Raw genomic sequence first — 18,874 nt, 5'->3', positions numbered from 1 at the left:
ATAAACATAGACCGGAATTTATCTGGCATCGGGAAGACGCTGCGGAAATATTTGACGCTTTTCTGCAAGCATCGTGAACTGCGCTGATATCTCTTGAGGGGTCGAGTTTGGCATTGCGTGACGGCAAATCGGATGAGCAGATCCTGCTCAGGACTACGGGGCTGACCAAGGCCTTTCGGGGTCTCGTCGCCTTGCGCGACCAGACCATCACGCTCCGAGCCCGCGAGATCGTCGGGGTCATCGGCCCCAATGGTTCGGGCAAGAGCACCTTTTTCAACCTGATCACTGGCTTTTCGCAGCCGAACTCCGGACAGATCGAGTTCAAGGGCCGCTCGATCGTCGGCATGCGCACCTCGCGCATCGTGGCGCTCGGCATAGCCCGCACCTTCCAGGGTTCGCGCCTGTTCGGCACACTGACGGTGCGCGAAAACGTGCTGGCCGCCGCGCAGTTGCGCCAGCCGGTGGGGCCGATCGCCTCGATCGTGCGCGGACCGCTATATCAGCGCCGCGTCGCTGCCGCCGAGGCGGTGGCGACCGAACTGCTCGACCTGATGGGGCTGTCGGACCAAGCCAACCGTCTCGCCGCCGACCTGCCCTATGGCGACCAGCGCCGGCTCGAGATCGCCCGAGCGCTGGCAACGAAGCCGGAACTGCTGCTGCTCGACGAGCCGGCCGCCGGCCTGGACTCCAACGAAACCAAGGTGCTTGCCGGGCTGATCCGTACGATCCGCGACCGCTACGGCGTCGCCGTCGTCGTGGTCGAGCACGACATGGATCTGATCATGGGGCTCTGCGAACGCATCCAGGTGCTCGCCACCGGCGAGGTCATCTGCGTCGGTACGCCGGAAGAAGTCCGCAACCATCCTCGCGTGCGGGAGGCGTATCTTGGCCACAGCTGATCCGCTACTGCGCGTCGATAATCTCGAAGTGAATTTCGGCGCCGTCCGCGCGCTGAAGGGCGTTTCGCTCGACGTCTATGAGGGCGAGGTGATCGCGCTGGTCGGAGCCAATGGCGCCGGCAAGAGCACGACATTGCGCAGCATCTCCGGCCTCGCGCGGGCGAAATCCGGCACGGTTACCTTTGCCGGCACGGTGATCAACAAGCGCAGCGCACCGCAGATCGTCCGCCTCGGCATCGCCCACAGCCCCGAGGGCCGGCGCCTGTTCGGCGGCCTGTCGGTCGCGGAAAACCTGCGGCTCGGCGCCTGCACGCGCTCCGATCCCGAAGGGGTCGCCCGGGACACGGAAAAGATGTTCGTGCTGTTCCCGATCCTGCGCGAGCGCTGGCGCCAGCTCGCCGGAACGCTTTCGGGCGGCGAGCAACAGCAATTGGCGCTCGCCCGCGCCCTGATGGCGGCGCCGCGGCTGCTGCTTCTCGACGAGCCGTCGCTGGGCGTCGCGCCGCTGCTGGTGCGCCACATCTTCGACGCGCTGGCAGAACTGAAGCGGCAGGGCATGACCATGCTGCTGGTCGAACAGAACATCGCGCTGGCGCTCGAACTCGCCGACCGCGCCTATGTCTTGCGCACCGGCAAGGTCGCGCTGTCTGGCATCGCCTCCGAACTGCGGGTCGATGACCGCGTGGCTCAGGCCTATCTGGGGGCGGCGGAATCAGCCAGCTTGAATACATCCTCCAGCAGGTGATCAACGCCGTCAGCCTGGGCAGCCTCTATGCCCTCGTGGCGGTCGGCCTCTCCATCGTGTTTGGCGTGCTCAAGCTGACCAACTTCGCCCATGGCGACGTCATGATGGTCGGCGCGTTCACAACGGTTCTGCTGATCGGCCTCGGCATGCCCTTCGTGCCGGCTATGATCTGCGGCATCGCCGCCTCCGCCATCGCCGGCTTCCTGATCGAGCGCATCGCCTATCGGCCGATCCGCAACGCGCCGGACGTAACGCGATTGCTGACCAGCCTCGCGGTCACCTACATCCTGGAAAACCTCGGCATCCTGCTGTTCACCTCGTCGCCGCGCAATTTCCCGCTGCCCGACATCCTGAACAGCTCATGGCAGCTTTCCGGCGGTGCGATCACCTTCACCAACATCAACGTTCTGACGGTGCTGCTCACCTTCGTCTCGCTGATCGGGCTCGGCTGGTTCATCACCAAGACCACGATCGGCCTCGGCATGCGGGCGGCAGCCGAGGACATGCAGGCGGCCCAGTTGGTCGGCCTCAACGTCAACAAGGTGATCGTCGTCGCCTTCATCGTCGCCTCGGCCTATGCGGGCCTTGCCGGCGTGCTCTGGGCGGCCCAGGCGGGCGTCGTCCAGCCGCAGATGGGCTTCACGCCGCTGCTCAAGGCCTTCGTCGCGGCCATCATCGGCGGCTTCGGCTCGATCTCGGGCGCACTGCTCGGCGGCTACATGCTGGGGGCGTTGGAGATCTTCATCATCGCGTTCCTGCCCGATACCGTCGTCCCCTATCGCGACGCCATCGTCTTTGCGCTCCTGATCGCCTTCTTGCTGTTCCGGCCGGGCGGTCTTCTGCAGCCGAACCGGGAGATCAAGCTGTGAAGGCCGATCCACGTATTCCAATCGCCGTGGGTGCGGCGCTCCTCCTCGCCGCCGGAGTCGCCTTCGGTGCCCCGCATATGGTCGGCGACTACTTCGTCCGCATCCTGCTGCTGATCGCGCTCAACAGCATCCTGGTGCTGTCGCTGTCGCTATCGAACGGCTTCACCGGCGTCTTCTCGCTCGGCCATGTCGGCTTCATCGGGGCCGGCGCCTATGCCGCCGGCATCCTGTCGCTGACGGTCCAGCAGAAGAAGGCGCTGCTGCCGCACCTGCCCGACCTGCTGAACTGGTTCAGCCTGCCCTTCCTGCCGGCGACCTTGGTGGCGGGTTTGTTCGCGGCCCTTCTGGCCGTCATTGTCGGCTATCCGCTGATGCGGCTGTCGGGCTATTTCGTCTCGGTCGCGACGATGGGTTTCCTCATCATCGTCAACGTCGTCCTGATCAACGCCTCCGACTTCACCCGCGGCGCGCGCACCTTCACTGGCGTGCCGCTGGCAACCTCGCTGCCCTGGGTGCTGGGCTGGCTGGCGGTGACCCTGCTGGTGCTGGCGCGGCTGGTCTATTCGCCCTTCGGGCGACGGATGAAAGCAGTGCGCGACGATACGATCGCGGCGAGCGCCGTCGGCATCAGCGTGCTGCGCGCCCGTCTGGTCGCCTTCGTCATCGGCGCCTTCTTCGCCGGGGTCGGCGGCTCGCTCTACGCCCACTATCTCGGCTCGTTCTCGCCCAACACCTTCTATTTCGCGATGACGATGAACCTCATCGCCATGCTGGTTCTCGGCGGCATGGGCTCGCTTTCCGGCGCGATCATCGGCGTGATCTGCGTGTCGATCCTTTCGGAACTCCTTCGCTCGGTCGAACGCGGCTTCACGATCGGCGACATCACCGTGCCTGCTCTGTTCGGAGCCAGCCAGATCGTGCTCGGCTTCCTGTTCATCCTGATCATGATCTTCCGGCCGAAGGGGATCATGGGAGACCGCGAGCTGACGTTCGGTCTCTCCGGAAGATCGGCGAACCAAAATCATAAAGAGGGAAAAGACAGATGATGAAGCTCTCACGACGGGCGGCCATCGGCCTCGGGCTTGGCGCCGCCTTTGCCTTCTCCACCGCTGGAGCCTACGCGGCCGATCCGATCAAGATCGGCTTCCCGGCCAATGTGACCGGCATCCAGGCCTCGCTCGACGGCCCGATGCTGAACGGCGCGAAGCTGGCCGTGGCCGAGATCAACGCCGCCGGCGGCGTGCTGGGCAGCCCGCTCGAACTGGTCACCTATGACTCCAAGAGCGACGCGACCGTCATCTCGACCGTCGCCTCGCAGCTGATTGACAGCGACAAGGTCGTCGGCATCATCGGCTTCGCCGATTCCGACAGCGTGCTGTCGATCGGACCGCAGGTCGACAAGGCCAAGATCCCGTTCATCACCCCGGGCGCCACCTCGCCCAAGCTGCCGGCACAGCTCGGCGACCAGGTCTTCCTCGCCGCCTTCGGCGACAACGTCCAGGCGGCCGTCGGCGCCGAATTCGCGCTCAACAAGCTGGGCGCCAAGACCGGCTACCTGCTGACCGACATCGGCTCCGAATACACCACTTTGCTGGCCGACTACTTCGTCGCGGCCTATGAGCATGGCGGCGGCAAGCTGCTCGGCAAGGACACCTACAAGATCGGCGACAAGAACTTCACCGCCCAGATCGCCAAGATCAAGGCGCTGCCGGAGCAGCCCGCCTTCATTTATGCCTCGTCCAATGCCGAGGAAATCGGCCTGATCCTGAAGCAGCTGCGCCAGGCAGGCATCAACCTGCCGGTCGTCGGTGGCGACGGCTACGACACGCCGCTGCTGATCGAAGTGGGCGGCGCGGCCGCCAACGACGCGTACTTCACCACCCATGCCTTCATGGGCGAAGGCGCGAGCCCGGTGGTCGCGGCCTTCAACGAGGCCTACCAGAAGGCAACCGGCCACGCTCCGGAGAACTCCTTCGCAGCGCTCGGCTATGACGCCACCAAGCTGATGGCCGATGCCATCAAGCGCGCCGGTTCGCCCGAGCCTGCCAAGATCCGCGACGCCATCGCCGCGACCCAGGGCCTTGCCGGCGTCACCGGCACGATCAGCTACCGCCCCGGCGTCGCTGTTCCGGACAAGTCCGTCTCGGTCATCGGCGTCAAGGACGGCAAGCTGACGCTCGCCAGCGAAGCCGCTCCGACCTTCGTTCCGGAGCCGTAGGGACCATGACCGGCAGCAGCCTCTGGGATCTCCATCGCACCGGCCTTGCCGGTGCGACCTTCACGGACCTCACCCACGCCTTCCATCCGGGCCAGCCGCATTTCGCGTCTTTCCCGGATGAAGAGCGGGAACTCCTGTTCGATTTTGCCAAGGGCCATGGATTTCAGGTCCATCGCTACAGCATTCCCGGGCAGTGGGGACTCATGTCGATCCGCCGGTCCACTTCATCGAAGGTGGCCGGACGCTCGACCAGATCCCGGTCTCGGAGATGCTGCTGCCGCTCGTCATTCTCGACATCAGCGAACGCGTGGCGGCGGATGCCGACGCCACGCCGACCCTCGACGACGTCGCCCGATGGGAGGTCCGCAACGGCCGCATCCCGGAGAAGTGCTTCGTCGCGCTTCGCACCGACTGGTACAAGCGCTGGCCGGATACCGACCGGTTCTACAATCGCTCGGCCGATGGCGTCGCGCACACGCCCGGCTGGAGCCGCGAGGTGCTGGAGCATCTCTTCACCGAACGCGGCATCACGGCCGTCGGCCACGAACAGATCGATACCGATCCCGGCCTCGCCACCTCGGCCGGAAGCTATGCGCTCGAGCATTATGTCCTGTCGCTCGACCGCTGGCAGATCGAGCTGATGAACAATCTCGACAAGGTGCCCGAAACGGGTGCGCTGATCATGGCAAGCTGGCCCAAGGCCAAGGGCGGATCGGGCTTTCCAGCGCGGGTCGTCGCCATACATCGCTGAAACCAAACAAGAACAAGAGGGAGGGAGCGGCCATGGCTGGTTCGCGCCTGGATATCGACGCCATTCGCCAGGAATTCCCAGCGATCGCCACTCGCGGCGACGCGACTCCCGTCTTCTTCGACAATCCGGCCGGCACCCAGGTGCCGCGCCGCGTCATCGACCGGATGATGCAGGCGCTGGTCGAGGACAACGCCAATCTCGGCGGCTATTTCGACACCTCGCAGCGCGCCATCGCCCAGGCGCAGGAAGCCCACAAGGCGATGGGCGACCTGTTCAACGCGAATGACTGGCACGAGGTGATCTTCGGCCAGAACATGACCACCCTCACCTTCTCCATGTCGCGCGCCATCGGGCGCACGCTGAAGGAGGGCGACGAGATCCTGCTGACCCGCATGGATCACGACGCCAATGTCGCGCCGTGGCTCATGCTGGCAGAGGACAAGGGCCTCGTCGTGCGCTGGATCGACTTCGATCCAGAGACCTTCGAGTTCGACCTGACGCAACTCGACAGCGTCATCACCGACAAGCTCAAGGTCGCGGCGATCGGCTATGCTTCGAACGTCACCGGCACCATCCACGACGTGAAGGCCATCACCAAAGCGGCAAAAGCGGCCGGCGCGCTCGTCTATGTCGACGCCGTGCAGTTCGCGCCGCATGGCATCATCGACGTGCAGGATATCGGCTGCGATTTCCTCGTTTGCTCAGCCTACAAATTCTACGGACCGCATCATGGCGTGCTCTGGGGCCGTCGCGACGTTCTCGACCGGCTCGAGGCCTACAAGGTGCGCGCCTCGTCGACGATCCCGCCCGGAAAATTCGAAACCGGCACGACCAACCGCGAGTCGCTCGCCGGCGTGCTGGGCGCAATCGAACACTTCGAATGGCTCGGCACCACGTTTGGTGACGCCCCCGAAGGCGGGTCCCGGCGCGAGCGCTTCGTTGCCGGCATGCACGCTGTCGATATCCATGAGCGCATCCTGACGGCGCGGCTGATCGACGGGCTGCAATCCTTTCCGAAGCTCAGGATTCAGGGGCTGACCGAAAAGCAGGCGTTGGCGCGCCGCGTGCCGACCGTCTCCTTCACCTATGAAGGCACCGATCCGGCCGATATCTGCAAGGCGATGGCGAAGAAGAACATCTCGCTCTGGCACGGCCACAACTACGGCATAGAGCCTACCACCCGGCTGGGCCTGATGGACAAGGGCGGCGTCGTCCGCGTCGGTCTGGCGCAATACAACACGGCCGCCGAGGTCGACCGCTTCATCCAGAACTTTGGCGAGTGGACGACGGCGGGGTGATTTCCAGCCCCATCGCTCGGCCTGCACCTCTCCTCCAGGAGACCTTGGCGTAACATCGAAAGGCCTCCTGCTGCACGCCATGTCCAACATCCTGAGGAGGCTTTCGGAGAAAGCTGTCTCGAAGGACACGGGCTAGGAACAGGATTCCTTTAGGTTGGCACGACCGCTCTGCGTCCTTCGAGACGGCCCTTCGGGCCTCCTCAGGATATTGGGGCAGAGTTCTGCAAAGGCCTCCATAGGAGAGCTGAAGGAAATGACGTCCAGCCAGCGCCGTGCCACCCTCACAGCTCGATCAGCCCCGCGCGGCTGCCCAGCACGCGCTTGGCGTGTTCGGCGACATGAACGTGGTGGGTGAAGACGATCACCTGTGTCACGGCACCCAGCTCCGCCAGGAGCTCGAAACCGGCTGCCGTTCGCGCTTCGTCGAAGGTGGTGAACAGGTCGTCGGCGATGAAGGGGAGCGGCGTGGCGCGACGCGCATGCTCCTCGATCGCCGCGATCCGCAGCACCAGGAAGAGCTGGTCGCGCGTCCCTTCGGAAAGCGCGTCGGGGGCAAGAAGTGCGCCCTCGCGCAAGGCGGCCAGCCGGGGCGGATCCTGATCATAATCGATGCCGATGCCGCTCCACTGGCCCCCCGTCAGCATGGTGAAGGCCCGCGAGGCGCGCTCGACGATCGGGTTCTGATGCTCGGCCCGATAGCGCTCGATGGCCGCCTGGAGCAGCCGGGCTGCCACATGGTCGCGACTGAAGCGCTCCACCGCCTCAGCGATCTCGGCCACTGCGTCCTGTTCGTCCTGCGCCGCCGCCGCCGCGCCGTCGCGGCGATCCAACGCCGCCAGGGCCGACCTCGCCTGCGTATCCGCCTCGATTGCGGCATCGCGGGCGGCGCGTGCCTCGGAATGCGCCGCCTCGATTTCGGCCGCCGCCAGCGCCAGGGTCTCGTCGTCGCGCCCCTCGATCGCACACCGGACTTCGTCCTCGCTGCGCGATCCCCGCAGCCCATCGAGCCGCTCCCGCGCCTCGGCCAGCTTGCCGTCGCAAATCGAAGCCTGATCCAGCCGATCTAGCAGCGCCGGCAAGGCCTCCGCGCTGGGGCAGTTGGCGACCGCCAGCAATTCCTCCAGCGCCGTCTCCGCCTGAAGCAGCGCTTCGTCGGCAGCGAGCCGCGCCGCCCGCCGGGTCGCCAGCGCCTCCCCGGCAGTGTCTGCCTTGGAGCGGCCTTGCCGTGCCTGATCCAGCCGCGCGCGCAGCCGGCGCGCCGCGGCGAAGGCGTCCCCATCCGACACGCTGTCGCCGGCTCCCGCCAGGAGCTCGCCGACGTAACCGACGAAAACCGCCTCGTCGCGCTCGATGGCAGCAATGCGCGTTTCCAGCGAGCGAAGCGCCGTGAATTGGGGTAGTGCCTCGCGCCAGAGGTCGATCGCAGCCCGTGCCTCTCCGGCAAGGGCGCCGGGACGAACGGCGAGGCGCGGGAAGATTTCCTTCGCCTCCGCCGCCTGCGCCTCGGTCTCAAGCATCACGTCGCGTTGGCGGGAGGCCAGATCGGCCGCGGCCTGCTCCAACTGGCGCAGATCACGTTCATGATCCCGCGCCTCCAGGAAACGCGCCTCGGTCGCGGCGATCGCCTCGCGCAGATCGGCCATGCGAAGCGGCGCGTCGCCAAGCGGCGGCAGGCCGAGCTCTTGGCGAAGCCGATCCGTCTCGGCCCGTTCGATATTCACCGTCTCGCGTTGCGCGGCGGCCTGCGCCTCGTCCTGCCGGAGAAGATCGCGCGCCTGGCGCGCCAGTTCCGCGTCGCGCAAAAAGGCGGTGGACCGCTCATCGGCCGCAAGCGACAGCCCCGAGGCTGCCCACAGCGCTCCCCAATCGGCGGCCAACGCGTCCTGACGCGCACGCGCCTCGGCGACGCGCCTCCCGGCCATGTCGATCCGAACGCCGAGTTCGGCAATGTCGCGCTCGGCCTGCGCCAGCGCCGCCAGCCTCTGCGTCTCGACCTGTCGCTCATCGGCCAGCCGATCGGCGTCGATCAGCGTGCGGTCGATGCACTGGACCAGCGCTCCGTCGCCTTCCTCCCGCCCGCGCTCGCCGAGAGCCAGCGGGCGGAGCGATGTCCAGGCCGCGTCCCGCTCGGCGCGGGCGGCGGCGATCACGTCCTCGGTGGGGGCCGGACGGCCGGAACGCAGCGCGGCCAGCCGCGCCTCGGCCTGCGCGCGCTGTTCCTCGAAGCCGGACAATGCCTCGCGCTGGCGATCGAGCGCGTCGGATGCGAGCTTCTGTTCCCGGAGCGCGGCCTCGACAGCCGCCAGCGCTGGCAGAGGCAGAGCGGCCAGGGCGGTGGCATCCGCCAGACCATGGCCGAGCCGGGCAACCCGCTCCGCCAGTTGCGCGCGCTGCGCCACCAGCCGGTGATCGAGCGTGCGCCATGCGCGTTCGCGTTCCTCGGCGCCATCCAGCCGCGCCAGCCGTCGCTGCAGCGGCACCGGGTCCGCCACATGGCCGAGCGCGGCCCGGGCCGCTTCGATAGCACGCCGGTCGGCGACGATCCGGGCGCTGTCCCTCGACACAGTCTCCTCGCGAATGGCGGCGGCGCGCATCTTTTCGACCAGCGCCTCGGCACGCGCCAGCAAAGGCAGGTCCGGCAACCGGTCGCGCAGAACCTCGATATCGGCCAAGCCAAGCGCCAGCGCGATCCGGTGCAGCGCCGCCTGCGCCTCGCCGGCCTCGGCGCGTCGCTTGGGCAAGCTCTGCAATTCCTTCTCGACCGCGGCGCGCTCCTCGTCGCAGCTTTCGATCGTCGCCGCGAAGGCCAGGATGGCGTCATCGACGGCAATGGCATCAAGGGCGGCCTTGGCGGCGGCCTCTTCCCTCGCCGCAAGGGCTGCCGCCTCACGCGCCTTGTCGAGCGCCGCCAGCAAACCGCGCGCCCTTGGCACGAAGCCCGCGAAAACCACCGGCAAGTCGCCCAGCTCGGCGCGGGAGCGGGTCTGCGCGTCAAGGATGCGCAGTTCCTTGGCGCCATGCACCAGCGCCCGAGCCCGCGCCAACGCCATATCGGCCGCGCGTTCGGCCGTCTCGGCTAGCTTGCGCGCCTCTGCCGTGCGCTCGGCCTCTTTGCGCAACTTCGTGACCTCGTCGACCCGGAGCTCCAGCTCGCGGATCGCCTTTTGCGCCTGGGCGCGCTTGTCGACGGCAACATGGAAGCTGTGGCTGGAAGTCTTGCGCGCCGGATTGAAGATCTTTGCCGCGCTTTCCTGGAAGCGGTCCCGCAGAGCCGCAACCTGGCCCAGGCCTGGCGCGGCAGCCATCAACGTCTCGGCGAGGTCGCCCCCGCCAGCCAGAAGCTTCTCGCCGCCCTCGCGCAGGCGGCGTTGATTGAGCCCGAAAATGTCGAGGAAGGCCTGCCGGTCATGCGCGCCCAGAAACGGGGCCAGCACATCGTCGGCCAGCGGCGTCTCGCTGGCGGGATCGACCAAGGTGGCGTTCTGGCGCTTCAAACGGGCGAAGGAAAGCGAGCGGCCATCCGGCGCCTGGACGGTGGCGGCAAGCCGCATCGTCTTGTAATCATGCAGGAAATTATAGCGTGACCGCGTCTCGATGCCGTAGAGCGCATCGGCGACGGCAGCGAGCGCCGTCGTCTTGCCGGCCTCGTTGGCGCCGACAATGACCGTGACCCGCGCTTCGGGATCGAACTCCAGCGTCCGGCCGGTGAAGCGGCCATAGCGTTCCAGTCCGAGGGAACGAAGCTTCATCGCGTGCCCTCCCCCTCGCTGCCGACATGGCCCAGGCCCGCGAGGATCGCCTCGGTCGCGGTGCCGATCACCGCATCCGCCAGCGCCTCGGGATCGGTGCCTTCCGTGTCGATCAGCGCCAGCGCATCGCCCGGCGTGCGGGCGCGGAGGTCGCCCAGGGTCTTGGCCATCTCGGCGCGAAAGGCCGGATCGGCTGCGATATCGGCGAGGATCGCATCGAAGCCGAGCAGCGTCGAAAGCCGCGCGCTGCCGGACCGGGACGTCGTCTTGTCGCGGACCTTCTCGATCAGGACATCGGACCCCGCCTCCCAGGCAAGCGCCTGCATCTCCTCGCGCACCTGTTCCGCCTGCACGGAGAGATAGTCGTGCAGCGCGGTTTCGCCGGAAAGCGTAAGCCGCAGCGCCAGCGGCCGTCCCTCCGCGCCGTCGCGCGCAAGGGCGATGACGCGCCGCGCCTCCGCCAGCAGGGCCGCGGGTTCGCTCATCCCCGAGGCATCGATCTCGATCGCCTCGAACCGCGCCGCATCGAGCGTCAGCGCCTCCAGGCTTTCGATCCGGCCATCGGTGACGGTGACCAGCGTCGCGCCCTTCGGGCCCGTCTCGCGCGCATGCCGCCCTTGCAAATTTCCGGGAAAGACGATGGTCGGATCTTCCGAGACGACCTCGCGGCTGTGGATGTGGCCAAGCGCCCAATAATCATAGCCGGCGACGCGCAGATCCTCGACCGAGCACGGCGCATAGACATCATGCCCGTCGCGGCCGGTCAGCGAGGTGTGCAGCACGCCGATGTTGAAATAGCCGGACCGGGCGGTGGGATAGCTGAGCGCGACATTCTCCGGCACATGGCGATTGGCAAAGCCGCGCCCATGCAAGGCGACGCGCAGATCCTCGATCGTCTCGGTCTCCACCGTGCGGACGGAGAAGCTGTAGACATTGGGCGGCAGCGTCAGGCTGCGGCTGATGACGGAATCGGCGTCGTGATTGCCCCGGATCAGGAAGACGCGAATATTCTCGCGATGCAGCCTACCCATCTCGCGGACGAAGAACTGGCCGGTGGCGTAATCCTTCCAGTCGCCGTCATAGACATCGCCGGCGATGACCACGAACCGCACCTTCGCGTCGATCGCCGCCTGGACCAGGTTCTCCAGCGCCTTGCGCGAGGCTTCGAGAAAAGCGCCCGCCAGTTCGCCCCGACGGGCAAGGCCACGCAGCGGGCTGTCGAGATGGATATCGGCGGCGTGAATGAAACGAAACGACATGGGTCCCCGTGGCCTTTTCCGCCATCCGGTCAGGGCGGCGGATCGTCATTCGGCCGTTCAGGCCGTGTGCGGGCATCGGCGCGACTCAGTCGCTGCCGGCTGCCCAGAATTCCAGCATATGACCTGAACCCCGCCCTGTCGCCTTTGCGCCCAGCGGGAGAAAGGCTCCAAAAAGCCGTGCGCTGTCGTACGACGGCCGCGCCGCCACCATGCTGGGCGCGTCCATTCTCTGCTACCGTTCCGGCCCGATCCCGGCCGCGAGTTCATCGATGGCATCCGTTCCCCGCATTCTTTCCGTCGGCGCGCTGACGCAGGACACCATCTATCGGCTGGACGAACTGCCGCGCGGGCCGGGCAAGTTCATCCCGATCGAGGCCGTGCAGAATGCCGCCGGCATGGCGTCCAGCGCTGCCACCGCCGCGAAACGCCAGGGTGCCGACGTCGCGCTCTGGGCCAGCGTGGGCGACGACTCGCTCGGCCAGGAACTGATCGCCGAACTCTCGGCCGAGGGCATCGATTGCTCCGGCATCCGGCGGGTCGCCGGTGCGCGCTCGGCCATTGCCACCATCCTCGTCGACGCGCGCGGCGAACGCATGATCGTGCCGTTCTACGATCCTCGCGCCACCACCGCACCGGCTGCCCTGCCTTTCGATATCAGCCAATTCGACGCCGTGCTCGCGGACGTTCGTTGGCCGGCGGCTGCTGCGATGGCGCTGCAGGCAGCCAAGGCGGCGGGCGTTCCGGCCATTCTCGACGCCGATGTGGCGGCCCGCTCGGTGATCGAGGGACTGCTTCCCTTTGCCAGCCACATCGTCGCCTCGGAGCCGGCCGCCGGGATCCTCTGCGGCGACGAGATTTCAGCGCCGGAGGCCGTGCAGGCCCTGCACACCCGCACGGGCGTCTTCGTCGCCGTGACGGCGGGTGGCGACGGCACGTTCTGGCTCGACCTGGAGAGCGGTCGCGTCCGCCATACCCCCGCGCCAAAGATCACCCCCGTCGACACGCTGGCCGCCGGCGATGTCTTCCATGGCAGCTTTGCCGTCGGCCTCGCCGAAGGCTGGGACATGGAGCGCATCATCCGCTTCGCCAGCGCCGCGGCTGCCCTGAAATGCCTGAAGTTCGGCGGCCGTCTCGGCGCGCCCAATCGGGCCGAAACCCTCGCCATGCTGGAAGGACAGTTAGCCGGATGACACCCGACCTTCTCGAACCCCGGCTGCGCCAAGCGGCGATCCTGCCGATCGTGCAGCCGCGCTCCGTCGACTTCGTGCTGTCGCTGGTGGCGGAGCTCGCCGCGGGGGGCGCGGAGGCGATCGAGATCGTGATGCGCAGCGAGGCGGCCCTGCCGTCGATCGAAGCCTGCCGCCGCGCGTTCCCGGACCTGCTGATCGGCGCCGGCACGATCCTGACCCATGAGCACTATGACGCCGCCGTCGCGGCGGGCGCCCAGTTCGGCATCAGCCCCGGCTTCCTGCCTTCTGTCTGCGCCCATGCGAAGAAAGGTCCGATCACGCTGGTGCCCGGCGTGCAGACCGCAAGCGAGGTGATGGCAGCGCAGGCGGCCGGCTTCGATCTGCTGAAATTCTACCCGTCCGAGCCGGCCGGCGGCACGGTGGTGCTCGCCGATTTCGCCAATATCTTCACCACCGCCACCTTCATGCCGAGCGGCAAGATCCAGCTCTCTCACCTGGCGGGCTACGGCAAGCTTCGCAACATCACCTCGGTCGGGGGCTCGTGGATGTATGCCGAAGGTGCGAGCGAGAGCGTCCGGGACCGGATGGCCGCCTCGCTGACCGCCATCCGCGCCGCCCGGGGCTGATCCGTCCTGTCTTGAAACGAGAGCCTCGCGCGCTCTTTAGCAACAGGGAGCCGGATTGTTTCTGGCTGAACCCTCGCGCCGCTCTCGATCGGGATGGATCATGAAAACCTACAAGGTCGGCTATTTCATCGGCAGCCTCGCCAAGGGCTCGATCAACCGCAAGCTCTCGACCGCGCTGATCAAGTTGTCGCCGCCGAACCTCCAGTTCAGCGAGATTCCGTTCAAGGACCTGCCGCTCTACAGCTACGACTATGACGCGGACTATCCGCCGGTCGCCAAGGCGTTCAAGGCAGCGATCGCTGAGGCCGACGCCCTGCTGTTCGTCACGCCGGAATATAATCGCTCGATCCCCGGCGGGCTGAAGAACGCCATCGACTGGGCGAGCCGGCCCTATGGCACCAACTCCTTCGCCCGCAAGCCATCCGCCGTGATCGGCACGTCGCCCGGCGCGATCGGCACCGCCGTCGCCCAGCAGAGCCTGCGCAGCGTGCTTTCCTTCTGCAATGCGCCGCAGATGAACGCCCCGGAGGCCTATATCCAGTTCAAGCCGGGGCTGATCGACGATCAGGGCGAGGTCTCGGACCCATCGACCGAAACGTTCCTCCGCGACTACATGGAAGCCTTCCACATCTTCATCGCCCGCGTCACCTCGGTACTGCCGCGCGACGCCTGACCCGTCTATCCGAGGCGGACGAGTTCCCGCGGCAGGTGGTTCAGGACTTCGATGCCGGTATCGGTGACGACCAGGCTGTCTTCGATCGTCAGCGCGCCGATGCCCTTGCCGTAGAACGGCGTCTCAAAAGCGAGCGCCATGCCGGGCTCGAGGATGACGTCGCTGTCGGCCGCGAAGAAGGGCCATTCTTCCGAGCCGACGCTGGCGCCGATCGAATGACCATAGTGACCACGCCGGTAGCCTGGATAGCCGGCCGCCCGCATGGCGCCGACCGTCACCTCGAACACCTCCCGCATGGCGACGCCCGGACGGATCGCGGCTAGTCCGGTCTCGAAGGCACCTTCCAGCGCGGCATGAACGTCCCGCGCGATCCGGTCCGGCTCGCCGAAGACGTAGCTGCGCGCTGTATCGGAATTGTAGCCTTCGACGATACAGCCGACATCGGCCTTGAGGATCGCGCCGCGAACGACCGAGCCGCCGCCGCTCCAGGGATCGGATCCGACCGACATATAGTCCCACATGCCGGTCAGCCCCGTCTCGCCGCGCGCCGAAGCGGCGGCCAGGACGCCATTGCGCCAGAGACGCGTCATGTCTTTCGGCGTCTGGCCGGGCTCGATGCCTGTAGTCAGCGCATGGAAGCCCGCATCGGCGAGCGAGCAGGCGCGGCGGATGCAGTCGATCTCGCGGGCCGACTTGATCGCGCGAAGCCGGCGCACGACCTCGGAAGCATCGACCCATTCGATATCGGGCAGAACCCGCTGCAGCGTGGCAAAATCGGCGGCCGGCATGAACTCGAGATCAATGCCGATCCGCGATCGGGCCAAGCCGCGCTCGCGCAGCAGATCCCCCAGCACCGCGAACGCCCCGGCGGCGGAGAAGGTCGTCGGCCGGGGCGGAAAGACGTCCTGGCCGCCATTGTCGCGATGATAGGCTTCGGTGACGCGCGTCGCCGTATCCGCCGGGGCATCCGGGCCAAGACCCTCTATGTCGACGAGGTCGATCCACAGCGGATGGGTGCGGATGTCGATCTCCGGCGCGCGGGGCGCCAGCGCGTCGGCATTGAGATCGCCGACAACCGCGCCAAGCCGGGCGCCTGCATCCGCCGGCACCAGCGCCGTGGCGCCGCCCGCCCGTCGCCACATCACCGGCACCCCGGCGGGCAAGCCGGTCGCATAGGTGAAGCTTTCCGGCTGGGTCAGCACCAGCGCGTCCAGCCCGCGTTCCTGCAACAGGCGCTGGGCGCGCAAGCGATCCAGATCGGACATGTCTCTATCTTTCCTTCAACCAGCCGAGATGGCGGCCGCCGCCTTCGGTCCCGGCGACTCTGACAAGCCGCGAGGCCGAACTTGCGTCGCGGGAGGGTCGATCACAAGGCCTTGGCGGCTTTACCCTGCCGGATCCGATTGACGGCGGCGATACGCGCCACTATTCCATATATATGTAATAGATCGCATGCAGAGAGAATGGTCGCCACCATGAAGTCCGTGCAACGCCCCCTCGCCGAACCGAAAGCGGACGACGCCAAGGCGCCGCGCCATTCGCGCGTCAGCGGCATGGACCGCGCTCTGCAGATCCTCGATCACCTCTACCAGACCGGCGAGCCGGCCGGCAGTTATGCGATCGCCAAGGCGGTCGGGGCGCCGCTCTCGACCATTTATGTCATTATTGATGAACTGGTGGAGCGGGATCTGCTGTCCCGCCGGGGCGACGGCCTCGTGTGGCTCGGGCCCCGCCTCTACCATTATGGCCTGGTATATGCCCGGTCGCTGGATTTCCTCGGCGAGGCCAGCCACGTCATGCATGAGCTCGGCCGGCAGATTGGCGAGACCGTGCAGATCTGCGGCCGCGACGGCGACCACATGGTGGTGCTCGCCATGGCGGATGGCCCGGGCCATTTTCGCGTCATGTCGGAAGTCGGCACCCGCGTGCCGCTGAACTGGACCGCGTCGGGACGGCTGCTGATCGGCCATCTGCCGGATGCCGAGCGGGTCGCCATTTTCAGCCGCAGTGCCAAGGCGTCGCCGACCGAAAAGGCGAAGACCGACGCCGCAGCCCTCTCCGAACTCGCGGGCGAAGCGTTTGAAAAGAGGCTGTCGATCCAGATCAGCGAGACCGATTTCCTCGTCTCCTGCGTCGCTTCGCCGATCTGCGACGAGTCAGGCGCCTGTGTCGCGACGATTTCCATCGTGCTGCCGGAGCACAAGGTGGTGGCCAATCCCGAGCTTTACGGCAAGGCGGTCCGCGACGCCTCGGAATCGATCGAGCGCAAGCTAGGCTGGCGCGAACGCTAGGCTCCGACGACCGGCCTAGTCCTCGACGGCGACGACCGCCTCTATTTCGACGGTGATCTGGTTCGGCAGCGAGCCCATGCCGACGGCCGAGCGAGCATGGCGGCCCTTAGTTTCACCGAACACGTCTAGAAACAGGTCCGAGCAACCGTTGATCACCTGCGGATGCTGGGTGAAATGCGGCACCGCATTGACCATGCCGAGCAGCTTGACGACACGCCGGACCTTGTCCAGCGAACCCAGCGCTTCCTGCATCACGGCCAGCAGGTTGAGCCCGGTAATTCGGGCATGCGCATAGGCTTGCTCGACCGTCACATCGTCGCCGACGCGGCCGTGATGCTCGAAACCGTCGCCCTGCATCGGCCCCTGCCCAGACAGGAACAGCAGGTTCCCCTCGCGGACATGGGTGACGAAATTCGCGACCGGCGGCGGCACGGGCGGCAATTCGATGCCGAGCGCGCGCAGGCGATCATAGGGCGAGCCGCCCTCGGCTGCGGGGGCGGCAGTCAGATTGTGGCGCATTCGATGACCCGTTTTCCGCCCCGCGCATCGGAGCCCTGCTTGTCGAGATGGCTTCGGGATCGACGCATATCGCGATCCGCGCTGCTTAATTCCATAATTGTGTAATTGCGCTCATTAGAGCGGAACGTTAGCATCCTCTCCGACGAGGTCAAGCCCGGCGAGCCAGTACTGCGGACGCCGACGGGATGGGGAAGTTACCATGCAGGATCGAATGGCTCAGCGCGGACGGCTGGCCGGCAAGACCGCCATCGTGACGGGCGCCGCCGGCGGTATCGGCCGCGCCACGGTGGAGGCCTTCCTCCGCGAGGGCGCCCAAGTCGTGGCGATGGACCTCGCCGCGCCGCTGGCCCGCATAGCGTTCGAAGGCGACGGCGTGATCCGGATCGCCTGCGATCTGGCGGACCGCGCCGCGATCCAGGCCGCGACCGACGAGGCGGTGTCGAAGCTCGGCGGCCTCGATATCCTCGTCGCCTCGGGAGCGTTGAAGGGCGGCACCGGCAATTTCATCGATCTCACCGACGCGGACTGGGATCGCTATGTCGACGTCAACCTGACCGGCACCTTCCTCGCCTGTCGCGCGGCGGCGCGCGCCATGGTCGCGGGCGGCAAGGGCGGGCGGATCATCACCATAGGCTCCGTCAATTCCTTCCTGTCGGAGCCGGAGGCGGCGGCTTATGTCGCGGCCAAGGGTGGCGTTGCCATGCTGACCCGCGCCATGGCGGTGGACCTCGCCAAATATGGCATCCTTGCCAACATGATCGCGCCGGGACCCGTCGACGTGACCGGCAACAATACCGGTTACAGCGAACCGAAACTGGCCGGCGAAGTACGCGACGAGGTGGCGCTCGGCCGCCCTGGCTTGCCGCAGGAAGTCGCCACCGCCGCCGTCTTCCTGGCCGAGGCCGGATCGAGCTTCATCACCGGCTCGACGATCACCATCGATGGCGGCATGTCGGCGATGATCTTCGGCGGCATGCGGGAAAGCTGACCGGGCCACAGCGTATCTCGACAGGCGGGGCATCAGATGATGGAGGGCGGGATTTGCATACGGTTCACACATTGAAGCGCGAGGTCGGCGTGGCGGCGCGCATCCTTCAGCGTGAAGCCGTGGTGCCCCGGCAGCAAGGTGTCGAACTCGATCGCCGCCAGCTTGCGGACCGTCTCGCAGATCGCGCCGACATCGCAGTCCGCAATGTCCTGAATGGCAACCTTGCCGCCGTGAAACAGGGCATCGCCCGCCACCAGCATTTTTCGCCGAGGGGTCGTGAGGAGATAGCTCACATGGTCATGGCTGTGGCCGGGCGTCAGGATCATTTGGACGGCGACGTCGCCGAAGCGCCGCACCTCATCCGGCTCCCAGACGCTGTCGACCGGGCAGGCGTGATAGACATAGTCGGGCGGATAGACGCCGCCGCGTTTCGCCTTGCCAAGGCTGATGCCCTCCTCGTCGCCCTGGGAGACAATCGCCGCCGTCGCCGCGCCGGCATGAACGGTAAGTCCGAGCCGCTCGCGCAGCGCCGCGGCGCCGCCGGAGTGATCGGCATGGCCATGCGTCAGCAGCAGATGACGGATGGTCGACGGGTCGATACCGTCTTCGTCCAGCACGTCGAACACGCTTTGCGGATCGCGTCCTGCCCCGGCGTCGAACATCAGCCAGCCGCCATCGGCCGCGACGAGAAACACGTTGCAGTCAAAGGCATCGGTCAGGTCGAACCCGCCGCCACCGCTCATAACCAGATGAAGACCCTCTTCGATACGCACGTCTGTCTCGACTCCTGCTCGGGTTT

General features: G+C 66.8%; 17 protein-coding genes. 12 read left to right on the top strand and 5 right to left on the bottom strand.

The window, feature by feature from the left end; genetic code table 11:
- Positions 1–113: 113 nt before the first annotated feature.
- The 7 genes from ACHMWQ_RS08550 to ACHMWQ_RS08520 all read left to right on the top strand — a co-directional run bounded on the left by ACHMWQ_RS08550 (position 114) and on the right by ACHMWQ_RS08520 (position 6,780).
- Positions 114–899, top strand: a complete 786-nt coding sequence (locus ACHMWQ_RS08550) for an ABC transporter ATP-binding protein (protein ID WP_396307129.1) — start codon at positions 114–116, stop codon at positions 897–899.
- The gene (locus ACHMWQ_RS08545; protein WP_396307128.1) at positions 886–1,644 is read left to right on the top strand and encodes an ABC transporter ATP-binding protein; all 759 of its coding nucleotides are present in this window, start codon (positions 886–888) and stop codon (positions 1,642–1,644) included. The genes ACHMWQ_RS08550 and ACHMWQ_RS08545 overlap by 14 nt, the downstream gene beginning before the upstream one ends.
- A complete protein-coding gene (locus tag ACHMWQ_RS08540) occupies positions 1,641–2,513 on the top strand; it encodes a branched-chain amino acid ABC transporter permease (RefSeq protein WP_396307127.1) in 873 nt (290 codons plus the stop codon). Before ACHMWQ_RS08545 ends, ACHMWQ_RS08540 begins: the two co-directional genes overlap by 4 nt.
- Entirely contained in the window at positions 2,510–3,559 is a 1,050-nt protein-coding gene (locus ACHMWQ_RS08535; RefSeq protein WP_396307126.1) for a branched-chain amino acid ABC transporter permease, read from the top strand. Before ACHMWQ_RS08540 ends, ACHMWQ_RS08535 begins: the two co-directional genes overlap by 4 nt.
- A complete protein-coding gene (locus ACHMWQ_RS08530; protein ID WP_354552338.1) occupies positions 3,556–4,731 on the top strand; it encodes an ABC transporter substrate-binding protein in 1,176 nt (391 codons plus the stop codon). The genes ACHMWQ_RS08535 and ACHMWQ_RS08530 overlap by 4 nt, the downstream gene beginning before the upstream one ends.
- A 193-nt stretch (positions 4,732–4,924) precedes the next feature.
- A complete protein-coding gene (locus ACHMWQ_RS08525) occupies positions 4,925–5,482 on the top strand; it encodes a cyclase family protein (RefSeq protein ID WP_396307125.1) in 558 nt (185 codons plus the stop codon).
- A 32-nt stretch (positions 5,483–5,514) separates the two neighbouring features.
- On the top strand, positions 5,515–6,780 hold the full coding sequence (locus ACHMWQ_RS08520) for a cysteine desulfurase-like protein (protein ID WP_396307124.1): 1,266 nt from the start codon (positions 5,515–5,517) through the stop codon (positions 6,778–6,780).
- 281 nt (positions 6,781–7,061) lie between these two features.
- Here ACHMWQ_RS08520 and ACHMWQ_RS08515 read toward each other — a convergent pair whose 3' ends face one another.
- Together ACHMWQ_RS08515 and ACHMWQ_RS08510 are read right to left on the bottom strand one after the other, a co-directional pair.
- Positions 7,062–10,529, bottom strand: a complete 3,468-nt coding sequence (locus tag ACHMWQ_RS08515) for an AAA family ATPase (protein ID WP_396307123.1) — start codon at positions 10,527–10,529, stop codon at positions 7,062–7,064.
- Positions 10,526–11,788 carry an exonuclease SbcCD subunit D gene (locus tag ACHMWQ_RS08510; RefSeq protein ID WP_396307122.1) on the bottom strand — a complete coding sequence of 421 codons (1,263 nt, stop codon included), beginning with the start codon at positions 11,786–11,788 and terminating at the stop codon, positions 10,526–10,528. Before ACHMWQ_RS08510 ends, ACHMWQ_RS08515 begins: the two co-directional genes overlap by 4 nt.
- A 269-nt stretch (positions 11,789–12,057) precedes the next feature.
- Here ACHMWQ_RS08510 and ACHMWQ_RS08505 point away from each other — a divergent pair, with 269 nt between their 5' ends.
- The 3 genes from ACHMWQ_RS08505 to ACHMWQ_RS08495 all read left to right on the top strand — a co-directional run bounded on the left by ACHMWQ_RS08505 (position 12,058) and on the right by ACHMWQ_RS08495 (position 14,277).
- A complete protein-coding gene (locus ACHMWQ_RS08505) occupies positions 12,058–12,978 on the top strand; it encodes a PfkB family carbohydrate kinase (RefSeq protein WP_396307121.1) in 921 nt (306 codons plus the stop codon).
- Positions 12,975–13,604, top strand: a complete 630-nt coding sequence (gene eda, locus ACHMWQ_RS08500; RefSeq protein ID WP_396307120.1) for a bifunctional 4-hydroxy-2-oxoglutarate aldolase/2-dehydro-3-deoxy-phosphogluconate aldolase — start codon at positions 12,975–12,977, stop codon at positions 13,602–13,604. The genes ACHMWQ_RS08505 and eda overlap by 4 nt, the downstream gene beginning before the upstream one ends.
- Positions 13,605–13,704: 100 nt before the next feature.
- On the top strand, positions 13,705–14,277 hold the full coding sequence (locus tag ACHMWQ_RS08495) for an NADPH-dependent FMN reductase (protein WP_396307119.1): 573 nt from the start codon (positions 13,705–13,707) through the stop codon (positions 14,275–14,277).
- Positions 14,278–14,282: 5 nt separating this feature from the next.
- Here ACHMWQ_RS08495 and ACHMWQ_RS08490 read toward each other — a convergent pair whose 3' ends face one another.
- Positions 14,283–15,542: a M24 family metallopeptidase gene (locus ACHMWQ_RS08490; RefSeq protein WP_396307118.1), complete on the bottom strand. Its 1,260-nt coding sequence runs from the start codon at positions 15,540–15,542 to the stop codon at positions 14,283–14,285.
- A gap of 210 nt (positions 15,543–15,752) precedes the next feature.
- Between ACHMWQ_RS08490 and ACHMWQ_RS08485 the strand changes: the two genes are divergently transcribed.
- A complete protein-coding gene (locus ACHMWQ_RS08485; protein WP_396307117.1) occupies positions 15,753–16,568 on the top strand; it encodes an IclR family transcriptional regulator in 816 nt (271 codons plus the stop codon).
- Between the two features lie 15 nt (positions 16,569–16,583).
- Here ACHMWQ_RS08485 and ACHMWQ_RS08480 read toward each other — a convergent pair whose 3' ends face one another.
- Positions 16,584–17,087, bottom strand: coding sequence for a RidA family protein (locus ACHMWQ_RS08480; protein ID WP_396307116.1), 504 nt, complete (start codon positions 17,085–17,087; stop codon positions 16,584–16,586).
- A gap of 199 nt (positions 17,088–17,286) precedes the next feature.
- Between ACHMWQ_RS08480 and ACHMWQ_RS08475 the strand changes: the two genes are divergently transcribed.
- The gene (locus tag ACHMWQ_RS08475) at positions 17,287–18,075 is read left to right on the top strand and encodes an SDR family NAD(P)-dependent oxidoreductase (RefSeq protein ID WP_396307115.1); all 789 of its coding nucleotides are present in this window, start codon (positions 17,287–17,289) and stop codon (positions 18,073–18,075) included.
- A gap of 32 nt (positions 18,076–18,107) precedes the next feature.
- Here ACHMWQ_RS08475 and ACHMWQ_RS08470 read toward each other — a convergent pair whose 3' ends face one another.
- Positions 18,108–18,848, bottom strand: a complete 741-nt coding sequence (locus tag ACHMWQ_RS08470; protein WP_396307114.1) for an MBL fold metallo-hydrolase — start codon at positions 18,846–18,848, stop codon at positions 18,108–18,110.
- Positions 18,849–18,874: the final 26 nt, after the last annotated feature.

This window comes from Kaistia sp. UC242_56 (assembly GCF_044452255.1).
GTDB lineage: Bacteria > Pseudomonadota > Alphaproteobacteria > Rhizobiales > Kaistiaceae > Kaistia > Kaistia defluvii_A.
The sequence above is the reverse complement of the archived record's forward strand: the minus strand, read 5'-3'. Positions and strand labels throughout refer to the sequence as shown.

Excerpts from the sequence above, each read along its gene's own strand:
- ACHMWQ_RS08530 (WP_354552338.1), top strand. The coding sequence starts at position 3,556 with ATGATGAAGCTCTCACGACGGGCGGCCATCGGCCTCGGGCTTGGCGCC.
- ACHMWQ_RS08520 (WP_396307124.1), top strand. The coding sequence starts at position 5,515 with ATGGCTGGTTCGCGCCTGGATATCGACGCCATTCGCCAGGAATTCCCA.
- ACHMWQ_RS08515 (WP_396307123.1), bottom strand. The coding sequence starts at position 10,529 with ATGAAGCTTCGTTCCCTCGGACTGGAACGCTATGGCCGCTTCACCGGC.
- ACHMWQ_RS08510 (WP_396307122.1), bottom strand. The coding sequence starts at position 11,788 with ATGTCGTTTCGTTTCATTCACGCCGCCGATATCCATCTCGACAGCCCG.
- ACHMWQ_RS08505 (WP_396307121.1), top strand. The coding sequence starts at position 12,058 with ATGGCATCCGTTCCCCGCATTCTTTCCGTCGGCGCGCTGACGCAGGAC.
- eda (WP_396307120.1), top strand. The coding sequence starts at position 12,975 with ATGACACCCGACCTTCTCGAACCCCGGCTGCGCCAAGCGGCGATCCTG.
- ACHMWQ_RS08495 (WP_396307119.1), top strand. The coding sequence starts at position 13,705 with ATGAAAACCTACAAGGTCGGCTATTTCATCGGCAGCCTCGCCAAGGGC.
- ACHMWQ_RS08490 (WP_396307118.1), bottom strand. The coding sequence starts at position 15,542 with ATGTCCGATCTGGATCGCTTGCGCGCCCAGCGCCTGTTGCAGGAACGC.
- ACHMWQ_RS08485 (WP_396307117.1), top strand. The coding sequence starts at position 15,753 with ATGAAGTCCGTGCAACGCCCCCTCGCCGAACCGAAAGCGGACGACGCC.
- ACHMWQ_RS08480 (WP_396307116.1), bottom strand. The coding sequence starts at position 17,087 with ATGCGCCACAATCTGACTGCCGCCCCCGCAGCCGAGGGCGGCTCGCCC.
- ACHMWQ_RS08475 (WP_396307115.1), top strand. The coding sequence starts at position 17,287 with ATGCAGGATCGAATGGCTCAGCGCGGACGGCTGGCCGGCAAGACCGCC.